This window comes from Brachybacterium squillarum M-6-3 (assembly GCF_000225825.1).
Taxonomy (GTDB): Bacteria; Actinomycetota; Actinomycetes; order Actinomycetales; family Dermabacteraceae; genus Brachybacterium; species Brachybacterium squillarum.
In genome coordinates this window covers 1,188,000-1,207,540 of the sequence record NZ_AGBX01000001.1, presented here as the reverse complement: position 1 = coordinate 1,207,540, position 19,541 = coordinate 1,188,000, and the positions used below count along the sequence as shown (strand labels likewise).

Here is a 19,541-nt window from a genome sequence, read left to right as displayed (position 1 = left end):
GGAAGGATCGCCCTGAGCACCGCGCCGCCCCACTTCCCCGCCCGCGCCGGCGGGGACGTGCTGGGACTGCGCGCCCGCTCCCGCCGCCACGGCCTGATCCTGCTCCTGCTCGCACTGGCCCTGCTGGCGAGCCTGCTGCTGTGCCTGGGCATCGGGCCGGTGCCGATCTCCCCCCGCGACACCCTGGCCGTGCTGGCCGCCCTGCCGGGCGGCGACACGGCGTCGGATCCGGCGACCTCCGCGATCGTCGTCGAGGTGCGGCTGCCGCGGGTGCTGATGGGAGCTGCCGTCGGGGCCTGCCTGGCCCTCAGTGGCGCCACCCTGCAGGCGCTGGTGCGGAACCTGCTGGCCGATCCCTACATCCTGGGCGTCTCCGGGGGCGCCTCCACCGGGGCTGCCGCCGCCATCCTGTTCGGCCTCGGCTCGGCGCTCGGCGCGGCCGCGCAGTCGGCACTCGCCTTCGCCGGGGCGCTCACGGCGGCGCTGCTGGTGTTCGTGATCGCCCGCGCAAACGGCCGGGTCACGGCGCTGCGACTGCTGCTGGCCGGGGTGGCCGTGGGCTACGCACTCTCGGCCCTGACCAGCCTGCTGATCTTCTCCTCGGACTCCGCGGAGGGGTCGCGCTCGGTGATGTTCTGGATGCTGGGCTCGCTGTCCCTGGCCCGCTTCGACCTGTTCCTGGTTCTGGCCGGGCTCGCGGCCGTGCTGGGCACCGCCGCGCTCGTCGCCCGGGCCGGCACCCTGGACGCCCTGATGGCCGGCGACGAGACCGCCCACGGCCTCGGCATCTCCCCGGACCGGGCGCGCATCGGCTTCCTGCTGCTGGTCTCCCTGTGCACGGCGGCCGCCGTGGCCGGCGCGGGCTCGATCGGCTTCGTGGGCCTGGTGATCCCTCACCTGGCACGCCGCCTGGTGGGCACCCGCCACCGGGCGGTGATCCCCGCCTCCGCCCTGCTCGGAGCCGTGTTCCTGCTGTGGGCCGATGTGGTGGCGCGCACCGTGCTGCCGCCGCAGGAGCTGCCCATCGGGGTGATCACCGCCGCCGTGGGCGCCCCCTTCCTGCTGGTCCTGGTCCGACGGTTCTCCGCCCGTCAGGGCTGAGCCCGGCGGGACCGACCCCGACCCCGCCCCCTCCTCCACGCTCCCGAAAGGCCTCCCATGCGTCGTCGTCCCTTCCTGCTGGCAGGCCTGCTCGGTCTCGGCGCGAGCGCCTGCACCCCCGGAATCGGCACGACCTCGGGCGCCTCCGACGGGGGCGCCGCCGGCTTCCCGCTCGAGCTCGCCAACTGCGAGGCGTCGATCTCCCTGGACGCCCCCGCCCAGCGGATCGTGCTGCTGGAGAGCGCCCCGGTGACGATCCTGGACGGACTCGGCGCCCTGGACCGGGTGGTGGCCCGCGCCGGCACCTTCCCGGGGGCCTACTACTCACCGGAACTGGCGGCACGGATCGAGGAGATCCCGACCCTCTCCGAGGACCTGGACGCCTCCGGGCACCTGCAGATCTCCCAGGAGGTGGTGATCGCCCAGCGCCCCGACCTGGTGATGGGCCTGCCCGACGGCATCACCCGCGCCGGGATGCGGGATGCGGGCGCCGAGGTGATGGTGCAGAACGTCTACTGCGGCGACGCCGAGCGAGCGAGCTTCGCGGACCTCGACGCGCAGATCGCGGTGATCGGGCAGGTGCTCGGCCTGGACGCGGAGGCCGCCGCGCTCACCGCCGAGCTCGGCGAGCGCGTCGCCGCCGTGGAGCAGACGGCCGGGACGGGCACGAAGCGCACGGCGGCGGCGCTGTATCCCTCGATCGGCGGCGGCCCGCTGTACGCCTACGGCGCGGCCAGCATGGTCACCGCACAATTCGATGCGCTCGGACTCGAGAACGTCTTCGCGGACACCCCGGACCGGGTCTTCGAGGTGGGCTCCGAACCGCTGCTGGCCGCCGACCCGGACCTGCTGATCGTCCTGCACCAGGCGGAGGACGGCGAGGCGGTCCTCGCCGAGATGATCGCCTCGAACCAGCTGGGCAGCCTGCGCGCCGTCCGGGAGGAGTCCCTGCTGCCGCTGCTGTTCAACTTCTGCGAACCCGCCTCCCCGCTGGTGGTCGACGGCCTGGAGCAGATCCGCGACCACCTCGAGGAGCAGGGATGATCCTGCAGGCCACGGCGCTGACCCACCGCTACGGCCCCCGTGAGGTGCTGCGCGAGGTGGACCTCGCGGTCGCCCCCGGCGAGGTGGTGGCGCTGGTGGGGCCCAACGGCTCCGGGAAGTCGACGGCGCTGCGCCTCCTGCACCGGGCGCTGGTCCCGCAGACGGGCACCGTGGAGTTGGAGGGGCGCGACCTCGCCGGACTGTCGGCGCGGGAGCGCGCCCGGTCGATCGCGGTGATGAGCCAGGAGGCGGAGCCCGAGCTGTCGGTGAGCGTGGCCGACGCGGTGCTGCTCGGGCGGATTCCCCACCGCGGGGGCCTGGGGACTCCGACGCACGAGGACGAGGCCGTGGCCGCCGCAGTCCTGGAACGGGTGGGTGCCCTGCACCTGGCCCGTCAGGAGATGGCGACCCTCTCCGGCGGGGAGCGGCAGCGGGTGCTGCTGGCGCGGGCCCTGGCGCAGCAGCCGCGGCTGCTGCTGCTGGACGAGCCCACCAACCATCTGGACATCGGCGCATAGCACCAGGTGTTGGGGCTGCTGCGGGAGCAGGGCCTGGCGACGCTGGTGGTGCTGCACGACCTGAACCTCGCCGCGCGCTACGCGGACCGGGTGGTGGTGCTGCACGAGGGACGGGTGCGGGCCGACGGGGCGCCCGCGGCAGTGCTGGACCCGACGCTGATCGAGGAGGTCTACGCGGTGCGCACCGAACCGCGGGATGCCGGGGACGGCGCCCGCCAGTTCCTGTTCCGACGAGCCGAGGGAGAGCCCGCATGAGCGAAGAAGACACGGTGCAGGCGCGGATGACCGGCTACTGGGACCGCTTCGCGCGCGCTTACGACGCGCACCAGAGCGCCCGCCTGGCCGAGGCCGGTGAGCAGGAGCTGTGGGCCGCGGTCTACGGGGACGTCCTCGGCGCCGCGCCGCGGGACGTGCTGGACGTGGGCACCGGAAGCGGCACCCTCGCCCTGGTGCTGGCCGCCGCGGGGCACCGGGTGACGGGCGTGGACCTGTCGCGGGGGATGCTCGCCGTCGCCCAGGAGGAGGCCGCGGGGCACCCGCACCCGCCGCGCTTCGTCCTCGGCGATGCGGTGCACCCGCCCCTGCCGCGGGGCTCGGTGGACGCCGTGGTCTCCCGCTACCTGCTGTGGACCCTGCGGGAGCCCGAGGTGGCGCTGCGGCAGTGGTTCGACCTGCTGCGGCCGGGCGGCGTGCTGGTCGCGGTCGACGGCCCCTGGTTCCGCGAGGAGCCGGCAACCCCGGGGGACTCCGCGGGCTCACCCTCCTCGATGTCGGCCGAGCCGCCGACGGAGCGGGAGGCAGCCTTCGCCGTCGCCTACGACGCGGAGACCTTCGCCGCGCTGCCCTTCGGTGCGGCCGAGCCCGCCGCAATCGTCGCCGTCTGGGAGGCGGCGGGCTTCACGGAGGTGCGGGTGGATCCGCTGCCGCAGGTGCTGGCGCGGGACCGGGAGCGCGGCGTCGCCCCCGGCCACCGACCGCAGCTGCAGTACCGGATCAGCGGGCACCGGCCCCGCTGAGCGCGGCGACCGCGGCATCGGCCTCGGCCATCACCAGCGAGGCATTCAGGAAGGCCCCGGCGGAGGCCCCCGAGGCGGCGGACGCCCCGACCTGCGCCATCGGGTCGGTGACGTTGCCGCCGACGGAGACGCCCGGCACCCCGGTCACGCCGCCCATGCCGGAGGGAACCTTCGCGGCGATGCCGCCGGGCAGCTCCTCGACCTCCAGGCCGAGCCCCTCCAGACCCTCCAGCCGCGGCAGCGGCCGGGAGGCGACGGCCAGGGTGTGCCGCGGCACCTGGGTGCCGTCCGTGAGCCGAACCGCGGCGAGGGTGCCATCCCCGGCGGCGACGACCTCGGTGACCTCGTCCTCGATGATCCGCACCCCGAGGGCCTCGAGCCGGGCGCGCCCCTCCTCATCGAGCTCGGTGCCGCGGCGGAAGTAGAGCACGTCGTCGCTGAGCTGACGGAACAGCAGCGCCTGGTGCACGGAGCCGGGCCCGCTGGCGAGGATGCCGATGGCCTGGTCGCGCACCTCCCAGCCGTGGCAGTAGGGGCAGTGGATGAGGCCGTGGCCCCAGTGAGCGGCGAGCCCCGGGACGGCGGGCAGCTCGTCGCGCACCCCGGTGGCGACGAGCACGCGGCGGGTGGTGAGGCGGCCGCCGCCCTCCAGGACGATCTCGAAGCGCAGGTCGCCATCGATCACGACGACGCTGCGGCGGGAGCGGCCGAGCATGAGGGCGCCGTTCAGACCGGCGGAGCCGCCGCCGATCACGGCGACGTCCACGAGGCCGGTCGGCAGCACGTCGGACTGTTCCGCGTCGACGGGGGCGGGGACGGCAGTGCTGGTGGGAGAGGTGCTGGTGTCGGTGCGGGGGTCGGTCATCACGGGATCCTTCCGGTGGTCGATGCCGGGATCGACGCTAGACCCGACTTGCCGATACGGCATAGAATCTTGCGCATGACGCAAGACATCGGCGGGGTGGACGACCTGGTGCGCAAACGGGTGCGTGCGCTGCGTCTCGCCCAGGGCTGGTCGCTGGACGAGGTGGCCTCCCGCGCGCACCTGAGCGCCTCCACCCTCTCCCGTATCGAGACGGGGCAGCGTCGCCTCGCCCTGGACCAGCTGGTGGCGCTCTCCCGGGCGCTGGACACCTCACTGGACCAGCTCGTGGAGTCCGAGGCGGAGGACGTGCTGATCTCCCCGGTGCGCGACCACGGGCTGGAGGCGCTGCGCTGGCCGGTGCGCTCCTCCCCCGACACCGTGGTGATGCGGCGGCGCCTGACCGGTCCGCCGCCGCGGGACACCGCCGGAATGCGCGCCCACCCCGGGCACGAGTGGCTGCTGGTGCTCGAGGGCACCGCGATCCTGCTGCTGGGGACGCGCCGCTACCGGGTGGAGCAGGACCATGCCGCGGAGTTCTCCACGATGCTGCCGCACGCCTTCGGCGCCGAGGGCCGCCCCTGCGAGGTGCTGATGATCCTGGATCACGCGGCCCGGCGCGGCCACGAGGACGGCCCGGCCCCGGCCACCACGGAGGCGTGAGCGCATCGGCCGCGGACCGGGATTCCTCTCCGGTATCGGCGTCCATGACGACACGAGTATGTCCATGATGTTCTCGGCTCCAGGCGGCACCTACGAGGGCCTGGCCGGACCTGGACGCGGTGGTCGCTGCCCTCCGTGCGTCTGCGCTGGTCACGATCGCGGCCGAAGAAGCACTCGCCGTGAGTGGGGAAGCAGGGCGACCGCATCCCGTCCCCCTCCCCGACACCCTGGCGACATGATGCCCACAACGGTCGTCATGCACATGTCTTCCGCACCCTCGACTCCACCCTCGACATCGCCCAGCGCGAGCCCGTGGAGATCCTCAGCCGGGGCGTGCGCCTGCGGGCGGTGCTGGTCTCCGCCGACTTCTACCAGCGCGCCATCGAGGCGCTCGAGGAGGAGCCGTACGTGCTGCCCCCGCTGAGCCAGGAGGAGGAGCGTCGGCGGGAGGACAACGCGATCCGGCGGTCCCTCTTCGGATGACCGGTCCGGTTCGTCCGTGCAGGTCACAGGAGCGGATGAGATGCTGACCGCACAGCCCCCGCCGACGAAGGATGGATCCGATGGCCGATGTCGCCCTGACCTCCCTGCTCGACGCCGCCCGCTTCGGCGCGCTGCGCACCACCCCGGGAGGCCGGATCGTCGCCTCCGTGTCCCGGCCGGATGCGAAGGGCACCGCCTACCGCAGCGAGCTGGTGGAGATCACCGCGGACGGCACCGTCCCCCTCAGCCGCGGCAGCGCCTCGATCGGCTCCGTGGCCCTCGCCGAGGACGGCACCACCCTGTTCACCGCGAAGCGCCCCGGGGAGGACGGCTCCGAAGCGGAGGACGCCCGCCTGTGGGCCCTGCCCCCGCGCGGCGAGGCCCGGGAGCTGCTCTCCCGCCCCGGCGGCTTCTCTGGCCTCCACCTGGCCGGATCCACCCTGGTCGCGGAGATCCCGGTGCACAGCCAGGCGAGCGACGAGGCCGAGCACGCCCGGCTGAGCGAGCAGCGCGAGGACGCGAAGGTGACCGCGGTGCTGCACGACGGCTTCCCCACCCGCTACTGGGACGAGGACCTGGGCCCGGAGCGCCCCGTGCTCGCGGTCGCCGAGCTGCCCGACGACCTCTCCCACGCCGCCCCGACCCCCGACCCGAACGGCACCGGCAGCGCGGACGACGGCGGCGAGGTTCCGGAGAGGCTGCTGCACCTGCGCCACCTGGAGATGCCTCCCGGTCGGCTCCGGGGCTGGACGGCCGACCGTCAGGGCCACCGCGCCCTGGTCTCGATGGTCGACTCCCGCGGCGAGCTGCTCGGCATGTCGAACCTGTACCTGCTGGACCTGCGCGGGCAGGAGCCGCCGCGCCTGCTCGTCGAGGCCACCGCCGAGGTGGAGGTGGAGCCCGGCGCCTTCTCCCCCGACGGCTCCCGCGCCCTGCTGAACCGCTACCAGGTCTGGACCGCGCAGGCCTCGGCCCTCTCGGCCACCCAGGTGCTCGACCTCGCCTCGGGCGAGATCACCCCGCTGTGGCCCGAGCTGGAGGAGTCCCTGGACGCCGTCTGGCTGGACGAGGACACGATCGTCGGGGCCGCCGACGACCACGGACGCGGCTCCCTCTGGATCGGCGGCACCACCGACCCGGCCCCGCGGCGCCTCGCCGGGGGGCCGGAGCAGGAGCTGTCCTACGGTTCGGTCGGCGTGGCCGGCGGCCAGGTGGTGGCCTCCGCGAGCGGCGTCGCCGTCGCCCCGCACCCGCTGCGCATCGACCCGGCCACCGGAACCGTCACGGCGCTCGCGAACCCCGCGACCGTGCTGCCGCAGTCCGGGAGCCTCACCGAGGTCGAGGCCTCCGGCGAGGACGGCACCGCCGTGCGCGCCTGGCTGCGGCTGCCGGAGGGCGAGGGCCCGCATCCGCTGGTGGTCTTCGCCCACGGCGGCCCCTGGGGGTCCTGGAACGCCTGGACCTTCCGCTGGAACCCGGACCCCTTCGTCGCCGCCGGCTACGCGGTGCTGCTGCCGGATCCGGCGATCTCCACGGGCTACGGCCACGCGATGATCGACCGCGGACAGCAGGAGCTCGGCGGCGCCCCCTTCACCGACATCATGGCCCTGGTCGACGAGACGGTCGCCCGCCCCGAGATCGACGCGGAGCGCACCGCCTTCGCGGGCGGCTCCTACGGCGGCTACATGGCGAACTGGGTGGCCGGGCACACCGGTGACCGCTTCCGCTGCATCGTCACCCACGCCTCCCTGTGGGACACCGTCTCCATGGGCCCCACCACCGACAACTCCGGCTGGGAGCCGCCGATGCGCAGCCAGAACGCGCGCTACAACCCTCGGGACGCGGTGGCGGACATCGTGGCGCCGATGCTCGTGATCCACGGCGGCATCGACTACCGGGTGCCGATCGCCCAGGGACACCACCTCTGGTACGACCTGCTCACCTTCTCGGCGACCCCGCGGGACGCGCAGGGCCGCACCCGCCACCGCTACCTGTACTTCCCCGACGAGGGCCACTGGGTCCAGGGCCGCGGCAACGCGCAGGTCTGGTACGAGACCTTCCTGGCCTTCCTCGACGAGCACGTGCGCGGCGAGATCACCCCGCGGCCCGCCACGCTGGGCTGACCGTGCGGGGATGACGACGCGGGGCTGACGAGACGGGGCGGTGTGGTTCAGGACCAGCAGGTAGCCGGTGCCGTCGGCGGCGGGCCTCGCGGCGACGTACCAGACGGAGCCCTCCCCCACCGCGCGGCGCGTGATCGCAGGGCCGCCTGCGAGGCCGCCGTCGGCCCGGGACCGGTCGGCCCACCGGCGCTGGAAAGCGCATGCACCATGCGTAGGGCAGGTGGTTGTGGGCGGCCTCGCACCGCGACGGCTCCGTGGACCGTCCCGCGAGGGGCAGGATGGAGGCGATGACCTCCCCGACCCGGACCGACCCCGACCTGCTCTGGTACGTCAGCTACGGCTCGAACGCGAACGCCGAGCGGCTCGCCTTCTACCTGCGCGGAGGCCGCCCGCCGGGCGCGATGGTCACCTATCCGGGCGCCCGGGACGCCACCCCTCCCCGCGCGACGGACGGGGTGATGCTGCCGGGACGGATCCGCTTCGCCGCCCGCTCCCGGGTCTGGGGCGGATCGATGGCCTTCTACGACCACGACACCCCTGGCCCCGCCGCCGCCCGCGCTTACCTGATCACCGCCGCGCAGTTCGTGGACATCGCCGCCCAGGAGATGCACCGCGCCCCCTCCCCCGCGGACCCGCTGGGCGAGGTCGTGGCCGCCGGGGTGCCCGCCGAGGGGATCGCCGTCGGACCCGGTCACTACGAGACCCTGCTGCGGGTCGGCGAGCGCGACGGCCTGCCGATGCTCACCTTCACCGCCCCTGCCGGCGGTCGGGACCTCGAGCCGGGCCTGCCCACCCCCACCTACCTGGGGATGCTCACCGAGGGCCTCGCCCAGGGTCACGGCTGGGACTCCGCGCGGGCCCGCGAGTACTTCGCCCGCTGGGACGCCTTCGACCGCGCCGCCTGAGCCCCCCGGCCCCGACGAACCACCCGGAGTGCGCACACTGGAGCCATGCCTTCCTCGCCCTCCTCCTCCCGCGCACGCCTGGATTCCATGGACGAGGAGGAGCGGGAATCCGCCGCCCTCCACGTCCGCGAACGCATCTACGTCACCTTCGCGACGCTCGCCGTGGCGCTGACCCTCAGCAGCCACGCCGAGGATCTCGGGGCCGGTGCGGCCGCCGCCATCGTCCCCCCCCGCTCGCGGCCATCGGCCTGGCCACCCTCGGCCTGTAGTCGGTGGGCACGGCGCTGACCATCGGCATCGTGCTGCTGGCGGCGACGCTGGTGCTGGTCGGCTGGCTCGGCGTGCGCCGCACCGCGCTGCGACCCCTGCACAAGCTGCTGCTGATCCTGCTGCTGCTGGGTCTCGCCCTCGTGGTCATCGCCCTGAAGCTCATGGCCGGGCACTGATCCCCGCCACGACACCCCACCCCGACGCGGCCCCTCCCTCCGGTTCGGAGGAAGGGGCCGCGTCGGGGTCCGACCGGGGCTCAGCCCTTGACGGAGCCCTCCGTGAGGCCGCCGCGCCAGAAGCGCTGCAGCACCAGGATGAGGATGGCCAGCGGGATCACCGATAGCAGCGCGCCGCCCACGGTGAGCTGGTAGAACTCCGGCAGCCGGTCCGTCTGTGCCCGCCAGTTGTCCAGGCCCAGGGTGATCGGGTACAGGTTCTCGTCGGCCAGCATCACCAGGGGCAGGAAGTAGTTGTTCCAGATGCCGACGAACTGGAACAGCACGATGGTGACGATGGCCGGCACCAGCTGCGGCAGGGCGATGCGGTGGAACAGCGCCAGCTCCCCGATGCCGTCGATCCGGCCGGCCTCCAGCATCTCGTCGGGGATCGCGGCCCCGGCGTAGATCGCGGCGAGGAACAGCCCGAAGGGGCTCACCAGCGAGGGGATCAGCACCGACCAGTAGGTGTTGGTCAGGCCCACCGAGCTGAACAGGAAGAACAGCGGCAGCGCGGTGGCGGTGCCGGGCACCAGCACCCCGCCGAGCACCAGGGCGTAGACGAACTGCTTGCCCGGGAAGCGGTACTTGGCCAGGGCGTAGCCGCCGGCGACGGCGAAGTAGGTGGCCAGCACCGAGCCGATCCCGGAGTACACCAGGGAGTTCAGCGCCCAGCGGGGGAAGATCCCGCCGTTGGCCGAGAGCACGGCGCGGATGTTGTCCACCAGCTCGAAGCTGGACCCGAACCAGAAGCCGCTGGTGCCGAACAGGTCCTCGGTGGTCTTGGTGGCGTTGACGACCACCCAGTACACGGGGATCAGGAAATAGATCGCCACGATCGCGAGCACCGCGGTGACGATGATCGTGGTGGCGGGGCTGCGCCCGGCGGCGCGGCTGCCCGAGCGCTCGTCGGAGCGGGCCTTCGAGCGGCCCGCGGTGCGCGGGGTGTCGGGGGTGGTGCTCATCGGCGGCGCTCCGTCCACTGCGAGATCCCCAGGGCGATCGCCGAGAGGGTGAAGGCGGAGACCGCGATGATGACGGCCTGGGCGGCGGCCATCCCGATCTCGTTGTACTGGAACGCGTAGGCGTAGGCCGACATGTTCGGGGTGTACTCCGAGGTGATCCCGGAGCTCATGGTCTGCATCAGCCGCGGCTCCGCGAAGAGCTGCAGGGTGCCGATGATGGAGAAGATGATCGTGAGCACCAGGGCCGGCCGGATCATCGGCAGCTGGATGTCCTTGACGATCCGGAAGGAGCCGGCGCCGTCGATGCGGGCCGCCTCGTAGAGGTCACCGGGGATCGACTTCAGCTGGGCGATGATGATCAGCATGTTGTAGCCCGTGTAGGTCCAGGTGACGATGTTGGCGATCGACCACAGCACCACCTCGGGGGCCAGGAAGTCGATGTTGATGCCCACCAGTCCGAGCACGTCCACGATGGGGCTGAGCCCCGGGATGTACAGGAAGGACCACAGGATCGTGGCGATCACGCCGGGAATGCCGTAGGGCATGAAGTAGGTGGCGCGGAAGAAGCCGGGCCAGCGCGCGGCGGCGCTCTCCAGCAGCAGCGCCAGGATCGTCGCGGCGACGATCATGACGGTCACCTGCACCACCCCGAACAGCACCATGCGCCCGATGGAGGCGATGAAGTTGTGGTTGGCCAGGGCCGCCGCGTAGTTCTCGAAGCCGGCGAAGACGCTGGTCAAACCCTCCTCGCCGAGCAGGCCGGAACGCTCCACCCGAGTGAAGGAGTAGCCGATGGCCATGATGATCGGCACGATCACCGTGCCCAGGAACAGCACCATGAAGGGTGCCAGCAGCAGCCAGGGGGCGGTCTTCGACCTCATCGTGCCTCCTCCGCGTTCAGGCCGATGCCGCGCATGATCTCGACGATCTCCGTCTGCGCATCGGCGAACATGTCCACCAGGGGGACCTCGCCGTTCACGGCGGCGGTCATGCCGTCGCCGATGATGGCCATGGCCCGCTGCATGAGCGGTGCCCAGGTCCATTCGAGGTTCTGCCCCTCGGCCATCGGCACGATGACCTCCTCGTTGTAGTTCTGTCCGGAGAAGAACTCCGAGGGCTCCTGCCGGGGCGCGCCGATGTAGTCGGCGGCCGGGGACCAGCCGATGCCGGAGAACTCGATCATCGCGTCGATGCCGGCGGGGTCGGTGCACATCCAGGTGAGGAACTCGAGCGCCTCGACCGGATGCTGGGAGTTGGCGAGGATCGCGGCGGAGGAGCCGCCGTGGGCGCCGGAGGCGTACCCGGGGTCGTCGCCGGACCAGACGGGCATGGGGGCCACGGCCCACTTGCCCTCGCCGCCGGGGACGGTCTCGATCAGCGCGTCGCTCCAGGAGCCGCTGATGGAGGCGAGCACGCTGCCCTCCGATGCCGCGGCGTACCACGGGGTGGTGAAGGAGCCGTAGCCGGTGCCGATCAGCTTGTCGGCGAGGATGCCGTCCCAGAACTCGGCGACGCGCATCGAGGCGTCGTCGGTCATGTCCACGATCCAGCCGTCGCCCTCGGGGCGGAACCAGACCGCCCCGGACTGCATCGCCCAGCCCACGGGGTGGGAGCCGTCGAAGGGATCCAGCGTGATCATCTGCTTGCCGGCCTCCTGGACGGCGCCGCAGGTCTCCCGGAAGTCCTCCCAGGTGGAGGGCACGGTCAGGCCCAGCTCCCCCTCGAGCACCTCCCGGTTGTAGAAGGTGGCCATGGGGCCGGTGTCCTGGGGCAGGGCCCAGGTCGAGTCGCCCACCTGCGCCTGGGTGAGCGCGCCGGGGTCGAAGCGGTCCGCGATGCTCGCGAAGTCGTAGCGGGTGACGTCCACCAGCGCGCCGGCGAGGGCGAACTCCGGGACGGAGCGCAGCTCCACCTGGGCGATGTCGGGGCCGCCGCCCGCGGCCACGGCCGAGAGGATCTTGGCGTAGCCGCCGTTGTTGCCGCCGGGGATCCAGGTGGTCTCCACCGTGATGCGGTCCTGGGTCTGGTTGAAGACCTCGGCGACCTTGTGCAGGTCCTTCAGCCAGGCCCAGTAGGAGACGGTCACGCGACCGTCGGCGGCGGGGATGGTGGCCTGGGCGTTGACCTCGCCGGGGTTGGGCGGCGCACAGGCGGCGAGGCCGGTGGCGAGCGCCGCGGCGGATCCCGCGAGCGCGGTGCGCCGGGACATGGTGGGCTTCATTGCTCTCCTCTCCTCGTCATCGAGGTGCGGGTCACACTACCCAGGTATTCGAACGAGCGCACTATTTCCGACCGGGAGGATTCGGACGACCGCGACGACCGGACACCGCCGCAGGTCAGAGATGACCCATCGGTCACTTTTGTCTCCCCGGGACGACGATCCCCGAGCGGTCGCGCAGGCCACCGCCCCACCCGTCCCCACCGCCGCGACCGCCCGTGCACGGTCGGTCGACTCCGGCATACAGTGCATCCCCCACCCGGGTCCCGCCCCGGAGGCCCGACGGGGCCTCGCTCCCCGGCTCCCGTCCCCCGTGGTGTGCGCGACGGGTCCCGCGGCACCGGCCGCACCACCACCCTGCTGCGGACCATCGCGGAGCTGCCCCCCGGACCGCCACCGTGCTGCTCCTGATCGACGATGCCGACCAGATGGACCCGATGAGCCAGCGGGTGCTGGGCTACCTGCTCCGCCGCACCTCTCCCGCCCTGGTGTCCGCGCTCGCGGGGGACGCGCGCGGCAACGCCGTGGCCGCCGACGGCGAGCACGCCCGCGACGGTCACGTCCCCGGGAGCGGGGACGTCGATCAGGGAGCGGGCGGCCCCGCGTCACGGAGGTGGGGAGCCGACGGCATGCGTCGGCGCCCCACCTGCTCACCCCGGCGGGGGTGAGGGACGATCGGGTCCGGTCAGGACCGCAGGGACGAGCAGAAGGTCAGGATGTCCCCGGGGGTGGCGGGGACGTGGAAGACGGTGCCGATGTCGCTGCCGTGGTCGGAGAAGTTCTTGACCAGCCAGTCCAGCAGGGCGAAGGGGCCGCCGCAGATCGGGATGATGGCGAGTTCCTCCTCGTGGCTGGGGGCCCAGACGCCGTCGGCGGGTGCACCGTTGCTGAAGCCGGTGGCGGGGGCGGGGGGCGGCGTCGGCCGCGGGGGCGGCAGGGTGACCTCGGTGTACATCACTGCTGGACAGCGGCCTGACTGGGCCGATCACCACCCGGGATTCACGCTAGGTCGACACCGTCGCCGATCGCCGCCCTCGGCCCCGCACCTTTCCCGCATGCGGGCCTGCGGCATCCCGCATCGGCGCGGGTGCGGGGCCGGTCGCGGACGCCCGCAGCCGAGCCGGCCCGCCCCGGCCCTCGCGCGTGGTGGACTGGGTGCATGGACACCCCCCGGATCGAGGACCACGCCCTGCTCTCCGACCAGCGCACCAGCGCACTGGTCACCCGGGAGGGCGTGATCGACTGGCTCTGCGTGCCGCGCTTCGACTCCCCCGCCGTGTTCTGCTCGCTGCTGGGCGAGGCCGAGAACGGCCACTGGTCCCTGGCGATCGAGGGCGGCACCGTCGTCTCCCGCCGCTACTTGCCCGGCACGATGGTGCTGGAGACGGTCTGGCGCGCGGGGACCGGCACCGCGACCGTCACCGAGTTCATGCCGGTCACCGGCCCGGACGACGGGGCCCGCCCCGAGGGCGGGGACCAGGCGGACCTGGTGCGGCACGTCGAGTGCACCGAGGGCACCGTGGCCGTGGTCCAGGAGCTGAAGGTGCGGTTCGAGTACGGCGCCGTGGTGCCCTGGATGCGACAGTCCCCCGGCCCCGAGGGCGCGCCCGTGCTCACCGCGGTGGCGGGCAGCGAGGCGCTGGCACTGCACGGACCGCGGCTGCATCCCTCCGACCACGCCCACGTCGGCCGTCACCACCTCACCGCCGGCCAGGAGGAGAGCTGGGTGCTCACCTGGTACCCCTCCTGGCAGGCGGTGCCGGCCCGACTCGATCCGCACACCGCGCTCGGTGCCACCGTGCAGGCCTGGACCTCGTGGCTGGGGCAGGTGGACGTGCACGACCGCTACGAGGAGGCCGTCGAGCGCTCCCTGCTGGTGCTGCGCGCCCTCACCCACCGCCTGACCGGAGGCATCGTCGCCGCGGCCACCACCAGCCTTCCCGAGGACTTCGGCGGGGAGCGCAACTGGGACTACCGCTACTGCTGGCTGCGCGACGCCGCCCTCAGCCTCGAGGCGCTGTTGGCCCACGACCACACCGAGGCCGCGGTGCAGTGGCGGGACTGGCTGCTGCGGGCCATCGCCGGGGACCCCGAGCACCTGCAGATCATGTACGCCGTCGACGGGGACCGAGACCTGCCCGAGCGGGAGCTGGAGCACCTGAGCGGCTACGAGGACTCCCTGCCGGTGCGGATCGGCAACGGCGCCGTCTCCCAGTTCCAGGCCGACGTGGTGGGCGAGGTGATGATCGCCCTGGCGATGATGCGCGAGCGCGGCGTCGCGGAGGACTCCTGGTCCTGGCCGCTGCAGAAGGCCCTGGTGCGCTTCACCCTGGCCCGCGTGGACGAGCCCGACCAGGGCATCTGGGAGATGCGCGGCGATCCCGCCTTCTTCACCCATGGCCGCGTCATGACCTGGGCGACCTTCGACCGCGCCGTGACCGCCGTGGAGCGCTACGGCCTGCCCGCGTCGGACGAGGAGCTCGCCACCTGGCGCGACACCCGGGACCGGCTGCGGGAGGAGATCCTCGCGCGCGGGGTCGACGGCGACGGCGCCTTCACCCAGACCTACGGCTCGACGGAGGTGGACGCCTCCCTGCTGCAGATCCCCCACACCGGCTTCCTGCCCGCGGATGACCCGCGGATGCTCGCCACCGTGGAGCGGATCGAGCAGGACCTGCTGACCGCGGAGGGCTTCCTGCTGCGCTACCGCACCCGCGGGCAGGACGGTCTGGAGGGCGACGAGCACCCCTTCCTGGTGTGCTGCTTCTGGCTGGTCGAGCAGTACGTGGCCTCCGGCCGTCGGCGGGACGCCGAGGCGATGCTGGAGCGCACCCTGGGCTGCGCGAGCGACCTGCAGCTGATGGCCGAGGAGTACGACCCCGCCGCCGGGCGGATGGCCGGCAACTTCCCCCAGGCCTTCAGCCACCTGGGGCTGATCCGCGCCGTCGATGCGCTCTCCGGTGCGTTCGTGACCTGTGACGATTCCTCCCGCCCGGTCTGAGGCGGATTGCCCCGAGGGGTCCGTCCACAGGCCCCGCGAGCCCCTCGGGGCGGTGGTAGCGTGCCCGCACGGCGCCCTCCTCCGCCGCCCCGGGAGCCGACACCACGACGTGTCCGACGCCCGGGATCCCCTTCCCCTCCTCCCGAAAGCTGGGCCCCATGGTCGACGTCCGCCTGGACGCGCAATGGATCGACTACGCGATCATCGCGCTGTACTTCGTCTTCGTCCTCGGCGTGGGGTGGTTCGCCAAGCGCGGCGCCTCCGACTCCATCCAGTTCTTCCTCTCCGGTCGCTCGCTGCCCGCCTGGGTGACCGGCCTGGCCTTCATCTCCGCCAACCTCGGCGCGGTCGAGATCATGGGGATGTCCGCCACGGGCGCCCAGTACGGCCTGCCGACCATGCACTACTTCTGGGTCGGGGCGATCCCCGCGATGCTGTTCCTGGGCGTCGTGATGATGCCCTTCTACTACGGCTCCAAGGTGCGCTCGGTGCCCGAGTTCATGCGGATGCGCTTCGGCACGGGCGCGCACCTGGTGAACTCGCTGAGCTTCGCCGTGGCGCAGCTGCTGATCGCGGGCGTGAACCTGTCGCTGCTGGCCACCATCGTGAACCGGCTGCTGGGCTGGCCGCTGTGGGTGGGCCTGGTCCTCGCGGCAGCGTTCGTGCTGTTCTACATCAGCGTCGGCGGCCTCTCGGCGGCGATCTACAACGAGGTGCTGCAGTTCTTCGTGATCATCGCGGCGCTGCTGCCGCTGACCCTGATCGGACTGCACCGGGTGGGCGGCTGGCAGGGTCTGACCGAGAAGGTGGCCGGCAACGGGATGCTGGGCTCCGCGGAGCTGCACACCTGGCCGGGCACGCAGCTCTCGGGCTTCGCCTCCCCCGTGCTGTCCGTCGTCGGCATCGTCTTCGGCCTCGGCTTCGTGCTGTCCTTCGGCTACTGGACCACGAACTTCGTGGAGGTGCAGCGGGCGATGGCCAGCAAGTCCATCACCGCCGCCCGGATGACGCCGATCATCGGCGCCTTCCCCAAGATGTTCATCCCCTTCATCGTGATCATCCCCGGCATGATCGCCGGCGTGCTGGTCACGGACCTCACCCAGTTCAAGCAGCTCGACTTCGCGGGCGACGCCGCCGGGGCCGCCGCCACCGGCGTCACCTACAACGACGCGCTGCTGCTGCTCATGCGGGACGTGCTGCCCAACGGCCTGCTGGGCGTGGCCATCGCCGGCCTGCTGGCGGCGTTCATGGCGGGCATGGCCGCGAACATCTCGGCCTTCAACACGGTGGTCAGCTACGACCTGTACCAGCAGTACGTGAAGAAGGACGCCCCCGACGCCCACTACATCCGGGTGGGGCGCATCGCCACCGCGGCGGCCTGCGTGATCGCGATCTTCACCGCGCTGATCGCCGGGCAGTTCTCCAACCTGATGGACTACCTGCAGACCCTGTTCGGCTTCTTCAACGCGCCGCTGTTCGCCACCTTCATCCTCGGCATGTTCTGGAAGCGGATGACGCCGACCGCCGGCTGGACGGGCCTGGTGGCGGGCACCCTCTCGGCGATCGTGCTGTGGTCCAGCTCCACCTTCTTCGGCGTGTTCGAGCTGCCCGGGCAGGGCCTGGCGTTCCTCTCGGCCGCGACCGCCTTCGTGGTGGACATCGTGGTCTCCGTGGTGGTCACCACGCGCACCGCCCCGAAGCCGGTGCACGAGCTGAAGGGCCTGGTGTACTCCGAGACCCCGCGGGCCGACCTGGTCGACCCGGAGGAGAAGGACCTGCCGTTCTTCCGCCGCCCGGTGCCGATGGCCGGCATCGCCCTGGTCCTCGTCATCGTCCTCAACGTGGTCTTCGCCTGAGACCGGGAAGGAGCACGCCATGAACTCCTCGCAGAACTCCCCGCAGGATCCCGGGGCGGCGGGCGTCCCCGCCGATGCCACCGTGCAGACCGCCGGGGCCTTCGACATCCGCACCTTCATCGGCGCCCTGATCGGCCTGTTCGGCGTGATCCTGGTGCTGCTGGGCCTGTTCGCCTTCGACGCCGCCGAGGTCGCGAAGACCGACGGGCTGAACGCGAACCTCTGGGCGGGCCTGGCGATGGTGGTCGTCGCCCTGGCCTTCCTGCTGTGGGCGAAGCTGGAGCCGATCCGCATCGTGGTGCGGGAGAACGAGCCCGGCGCCGAGGACGAGAAGGACATCTCGGCGCTCTGAGCCGCGCCCGGATACCCGGGACCCGCTCAGGAGTCCTCCCGCCCGAGCGACCACATGCGCAGGGCGACGTGGACGTCGAGGAAGCGCGCGGGGGTGCGCCAGTCGTCCCCCAGCAGCGCCGAGATCCGTTCCAGGCGCTGCCGGACGGTATTGGGGTGCACGTGCAGCATCTCCGCGGTGCGGGGCACGTGCCGCCCCGACTCGGCGAAGGCCCAGGCACTGCGCGTGAGCTCGGTGCGATGCTCCCGGTCGTAGGTCTCGAGCGGCCCGATCACCGCCAGGGGCGAGGTCAGGCTCGGGTCCAGATGGATCGCCTCGGCGATGACCCCGACCATCCCCACCCGCTCCCCGTCGGCGGACCGGCCGCGCACCCCGAGGACCGCGAGGGAGCGCAGGGCCCGCTCGGCGGACCGGTGCGCCACCGGGACCTGCTCGAGGCTCCCGACCGGGCTGGACCAGCCCGCGTTCGCCCCGTCGGCGGCGGACCGGAGCAGGTCCGTGACGACGCCGGTCACGGCGTCGGGTACGAGCACGGAGAGATGGTCACCGTGCAGGGCGACCACGACGCCCAGCTCCCCCGTGCCGATGCGCCCGCTGGTCTCCCGGCGAATGCGTTCGGCGAGCGCTCCGGCGTCCGCCTCGAAGGCGTCGATCGTGAGCAGCCGGACGGGGGTATCGGGCCCCACGGCGCGGACGCGCGGGTCCTCCCGCACCATGTCGACCTCGCGTCCGCCGCGGACGAGCGCATCGATCACCGCCCGGTCGTGGCGGCGCCTGTCGTCCTGTTCGGCGCGGCCGAGCAGGAGCAGGATGCCGAAGAACACGGCGACCCGTTGGACCCGGGGCAGCAGCCGTGGGGCGAGGGCCCGGCCGACCACGAGGGTGCCCAGGTGCTCCGACCCGCTCATGGCGCAGGCGACGGTGGTCGTCCCGGTGGCCACCGGTGTCCCCGTGCCGCGGGCGGCCTGCAGGGCCTCCGCGCTCACCCCGGCCGAGAGGCGGGCATCGGGATCGGTCTCGACCATCGATGCCCCACCGGCGTCCAGCAGCACCAGGTCCGCGCCCAGGAGCTCCCGGACCCGGCGGGCGAAGACTTCGAGGTCGCCGCCGTCCAGCAGCGCCTCGAGCAGCCCCGCGTCCAGGTCCAGGATCTCGTGGAGCTCCACCATGCGCTCCTCGTCCTCGTCCTGCTGGGCGCTGAGCCGCTCGAGGGCTCCGGTCACCTCCTCGAACCGCCGCGCGTTGTCCAGGGCGACGCTGGCGTGCCGGGACAGGGTGTCCACGATGTCGACGGTCTCCGGCGGGTATTCCCGGCTCGTGCGATCCGCGATGAGCAGCGCCCCGTGCACCTTCTCGCGCAGGGTCATCGGGACCGCGAGGATCGACCGCACCCCCTCGCCCCGCACGATCTCGTCGATCTCCTCGATGTGCGTGAGTGCCGCATCCGCGAGGTAGTCGGCGGTGGTGACGATCGCGCGCCCCGTCGCGGCGCGGCCCAGCACTCCGTACCCGATGGGCATCCGCAGGGTGCGGTACTCCTCGGTGCGCACCCCGTCGGACTCCCGGATGTAGGTGGTGTCCGCCGTGTTCAGCGCGATGTAGGCCATGTCGGCCCCGGTGAGCAGACGTGTGCGGCGCACGATCTCGTGGAGCACCCCCACCACGTCACGACGGGTGGTGACGTCCACCGCGATCGAGGAGACCGTGCGCAGCAGTTCCTCGCGTCGGGCCCCCTGGGCCAGGCGCCGGGCGAGTGCGCGCAGGGCGTCGGCATCGGACTCATCGAGCCCTCGGGCGCTCTCGCGGGCCGCGGCGATCTCCCGCTCCAGGCCTGCCGGATCGTCCGGGGCCGCGACGGCGCGCAGCAGGCCATCGAGCTGACTCATGGACCGTTCTCCATCGATCGTCCGGATTGCTGTCACGGCGTACCATAGGCGACATGTGGCGCG

21 protein-coding genes are annotated in these 19,541 nt (G+C 72.7%); 15 read left to right on the top strand and 6 right to left on the bottom strand.

The features are described from left to right. The first annotated feature begins 57 nt into the window (after positions 1-57). The 5 genes from OM98_RS05325 to OM98_RS05310 are packed head-to-tail and all read left to right on the top strand — an operon-like array spanning position 58 to position 3,679. On the top strand, positions 58-1,101 hold the full coding sequence (locus OM98_RS05325) for a FecCD family ABC transporter permease (protein WP_010533558.1): 1,044 nt from the start codon (positions 58-60) through the stop codon (positions 1,099-1,101). A 57-nt stretch (positions 1,102-1,158) separates the two neighbouring features. Continuing rightward, positions 1,159-2,145: an ABC transporter substrate-binding protein gene (locus OM98_RS05320; RefSeq protein WP_010533557.1), complete on the top strand. Its 987-nt coding sequence runs from the start codon at positions 1,159-1,161 to the stop codon at positions 2,143-2,145. After that, the gene (locus OM98_RS14490) at positions 2,142-2,663 is read left to right on the top strand and encodes an ABC transporter ATP-binding protein (protein WP_010533556.1); all 522 of its coding nucleotides are present in this window, start codon (positions 2,142-2,144) and stop codon (positions 2,661-2,663) included. The genes OM98_RS05320 and OM98_RS14490 overlap by 4 nt, the downstream gene beginning before the upstream one ends. Before the next feature lie 9 nt (positions 2,664-2,672). Continuing rightward, positions 2,673-2,918, top strand: a complete 246-nt coding sequence (locus OM98_RS16135) for an ATP-binding cassette domain-containing protein (protein WP_245528720.1) — start codon at positions 2,673-2,675, stop codon at positions 2,916-2,918. Continuing rightward, positions 2,915-3,679 carry a class I SAM-dependent methyltransferase gene (locus OM98_RS05310; RefSeq protein ID WP_010533554.1) on the top strand — a complete coding sequence of 255 codons (765 nt, stop codon included), beginning with the start codon at positions 2,915-2,917 and terminating at the stop codon, positions 3,677-3,679. Before OM98_RS16135 ends, OM98_RS05310 begins: the two co-directional genes overlap by 4 nt. Here OM98_RS05310 and OM98_RS05305 read toward each other — a convergent pair. Next, positions 3,657-4,544, bottom strand: coding sequence for an NAD(P)/FAD-dependent oxidoreductase (locus OM98_RS05305; RefSeq protein WP_010533553.1), 888 nt, complete (start codon positions 4,542-4,544; stop codon positions 3,657-3,659). The two genes, OM98_RS05310 and OM98_RS05305, sit on opposite strands and share 23 nt — an antisense overlap. Positions 4,545-4,619: 75 nt before the next feature. Between OM98_RS05305 and OM98_RS05300 the strand changes: the two genes are divergently transcribed. The 6 genes from OM98_RS05300 (at position 4,620) to OM98_RS15830 (ending at position 9,161) form a co-directional block, all read left to right on the top strand. Then, positions 4,620-5,204 (top strand): helix-turn-helix domain-containing protein, encoded by a 585-nt coding sequence (locus tag OM98_RS05300; RefSeq protein WP_010533552.1) that lies wholly within the window; start codon positions 4,620-4,622, stop codon positions 5,202-5,204. A 183-nt stretch (positions 5,205-5,387) separates the two neighbouring features. Beyond that, positions 5,388-5,687 carry a hypothetical protein gene (locus tag OM98_RS15980; RefSeq protein WP_010533551.1) on the top strand — a complete coding sequence of 100 codons (300 nt, stop codon included), beginning with the start codon at positions 5,388-5,390 and terminating at the stop codon, positions 5,685-5,687. Positions 5,688-5,767: 80 nt separating this feature from the next. Further along, positions 5,768-7,810: a S9 family peptidase gene (locus OM98_RS05290; RefSeq protein ID WP_010533550.1), complete on the top strand. Its 2,043-nt coding sequence runs from the start codon at positions 5,768-5,770 to the stop codon at positions 7,808-7,810. A 287-nt stretch (positions 7,811-8,097) separates the two neighbouring features. Continuing rightward, the gene (locus OM98_RS05285) at positions 8,098-8,715 is read left to right on the top strand and encodes a hypothetical protein (protein WP_010533549.1); all 618 of its coding nucleotides are present in this window, start codon (positions 8,098-8,100) and stop codon (positions 8,713-8,715) included. Between the two features lie 45 nt (positions 8,716-8,760). Further along, positions 8,761-9,003: a hypothetical protein gene (locus OM98_RS15510; RefSeq protein WP_139017578.1), complete on the top strand. Its 243-nt coding sequence runs from the start codon at positions 8,761-8,763 to the stop codon at positions 9,001-9,003. Next, entirely contained in the window at positions 8,988-9,161 is a 174-nt protein-coding gene (locus OM98_RS15830) for a hypothetical protein (protein WP_175285940.1), read from the top strand. Before OM98_RS15510 ends, OM98_RS15830 begins: the two co-directional genes overlap by 16 nt. Positions 9,162-9,241: 80 nt before the next feature. On the opposite strand, the gene OM98_RS05280 is transcribed toward OM98_RS15830, so the two are convergent. From OM98_RS05280 to OM98_RS05270, 3 genes are read right to left on the bottom strand one after another with little or no spacing between them, the layout of a single operon-like run. Then, positions 9,242-10,165: a carbohydrate ABC transporter permease gene (locus OM98_RS05280; protein ID WP_029362702.1), complete on the bottom strand. Its 924-nt coding sequence runs from the start codon at positions 10,163-10,165 to the stop codon at positions 9,242-9,244. Then, the gene (locus OM98_RS05275; RefSeq protein ID WP_010533546.1) at positions 10,162-11,046 is read right to left on the bottom strand and encodes a carbohydrate ABC transporter permease; all 885 of its coding nucleotides are present in this window, start codon (positions 11,044-11,046) and stop codon (positions 10,162-10,164) included. Before OM98_RS05275 ends, OM98_RS05280 begins: the two co-directional genes overlap by 4 nt. After that, entirely contained in the window at positions 11,043-12,386 is a 1,344-nt protein-coding gene (locus OM98_RS05270; protein ID WP_010533545.1) for an ABC transporter substrate-binding protein, read from the bottom strand. The genes OM98_RS05275 and OM98_RS05270 overlap by 4 nt, the downstream gene beginning before the upstream one ends. A gap of 395 nt (positions 12,387-12,781) precedes the next feature. On the opposite strand from OM98_RS05270, the gene OM98_RS05265 reads away from it, so the two are divergent. Beyond that, positions 12,782-13,051: a hypothetical protein gene (locus tag OM98_RS05265; protein ID WP_010533544.1), complete on the top strand. Its 270-nt coding sequence runs from the start codon at positions 12,782-12,784 to the stop codon at positions 13,049-13,051. Between the two features lie 17 nt (positions 13,052-13,068). Here the strand turns inward: OM98_RS05265 and OM98_RS05260 are convergent, their stop codons facing one another. Continuing rightward, positions 13,069-13,338: a hypothetical protein gene (locus tag OM98_RS05260; protein ID WP_010533543.1), complete on the bottom strand. Its 270-nt coding sequence runs from the start codon at positions 13,336-13,338 to the stop codon at positions 13,069-13,071. A 132-nt stretch (positions 13,339-13,470) separates the two neighbouring features. Between OM98_RS05260 and OM98_RS05255 the strand changes: the two genes are divergently transcribed. The 3 genes from OM98_RS05255 to OM98_RS05245 all read left to right on the top strand — a co-directional run bounded on the left by OM98_RS05255 (position 13,471) and on the right by OM98_RS05245 (position 17,592). After that, positions 13,471-15,384, top strand: coding sequence for a glycoside hydrolase family 15 protein (locus OM98_RS05255; RefSeq protein WP_280990799.1), 1,914 nt, complete (start codon positions 13,471-13,473; stop codon positions 15,382-15,384). A 158-nt stretch (positions 15,385-15,542) separates the two neighbouring features. After that, complete coding sequence (locus OM98_RS05250; protein WP_010533541.1) at positions 15,543-17,240, top strand: sodium:solute symporter family protein; 1,698 nt, start codon at positions 15,543-15,545, stop codon at positions 17,238-17,240. 19 nt (positions 17,241-17,259) lie between these two features. After that, positions 17,260-17,592, top strand: coding sequence for a hypothetical protein (locus OM98_RS05245; protein ID WP_010533540.1), 333 nt, complete (start codon positions 17,260-17,262; stop codon positions 17,590-17,592). A 26-nt stretch (positions 17,593-17,618) separates the two neighbouring features. On the opposite strand, the gene OM98_RS05240 is transcribed toward OM98_RS05245, so the two are convergent. Further along, on the bottom strand, positions 17,619-19,478 hold the full coding sequence (locus tag OM98_RS05240) for a helix-turn-helix domain-containing protein (RefSeq protein ID WP_010533539.1): 1,860 nt from the start codon (positions 19,476-19,478) through the stop codon (positions 17,619-17,621). Between the last annotated feature and the right edge of the window lie 63 nt (positions 19,479-19,541).

Coding starts and splice junctions, on each gene's coding strand:
- OM98_RS05320 (WP_010533557.1), top strand. CDS start 1,159: ATGCGTCGTCGTCCCTTCCTGCTGGCAGGCCTGCTCGGTCTCGGCGCG.
- OM98_RS14490 (WP_010533556.1), top strand. CDS start 2,142: ATGATCCTGCAGGCCACGGCGCTGACCCACCGCTACGGCCCCCGTGAG.
- OM98_RS05310 (WP_010533554.1), top strand. CDS start 2,915: ATGAGCGAAGAAGACACGGTGCAGGCGCGGATGACCGGCTACTGGGAC.
- OM98_RS05305 (WP_010533553.1), bottom strand. CDS start 4,544: ATGACCGACCCCCGCACCGACACCAGCACCTCTCCCACCAGCACTGCC.
- OM98_RS05300 (WP_010533552.1), top strand. CDS start 4,620: ATGACGCAAGACATCGGCGGGGTGGACGACCTGGTGCGCAAACGGGTG.
- OM98_RS05290 (WP_010533550.1), top strand. CDS start 5,768: ATGGCCGATGTCGCCCTGACCTCCCTGCTCGACGCCGCCCGCTTCGGC.
- OM98_RS05285 (WP_010533549.1), top strand. CDS start 8,098: ATGACCTCCCCGACCCGGACCGACCCCGACCTGCTCTGGTACGTCAGC.
- OM98_RS15510 (WP_139017578.1), top strand. CDS start 8,761: ATGCCTTCCTCGCCCTCCTCCTCCCGCGCACGCCTGGATTCCATGGAC.
- OM98_RS05280 (WP_029362702.1), bottom strand. CDS start 10,165: ATGAGCACCACCCCCGACACCCCGCGCACCGCGGGCCGCTCGAAGGCC.
- OM98_RS05275 (WP_010533546.1), bottom strand. CDS start 11,046: ATGAGGTCGAAGACCGCCCCCTGGCTGCTGCTGGCACCCTTCATGGTG.
- OM98_RS05270 (WP_010533545.1), bottom strand. CDS start 12,386: ATGAAGCCCACCATGTCCCGGCGCACCGCGCTCGCGGGATCCGCCGCG.
- OM98_RS05260 (WP_010533543.1), bottom strand. CDS start 13,338: ATGTACACCGAGGTCACCCTGCCGCCCCCGCGGCCGACGCCGCCCCCC.
- OM98_RS05250 (WP_010533541.1), top strand. CDS start 15,543: ATGGTCGACGTCCGCCTGGACGCGCAATGGATCGACTACGCGATCATC.
- OM98_RS05245 (WP_010533540.1), top strand. CDS start 17,260: ATGAACTCCTCGCAGAACTCCCCGCAGGATCCCGGGGCGGCGGGCGTC.
- OM98_RS05240 (WP_010533539.1), bottom strand. CDS start 19,478: ATGAGTCAGCTCGATGGCCTGCTGCGCGCCGTCGCGGCCCCGGACGAT.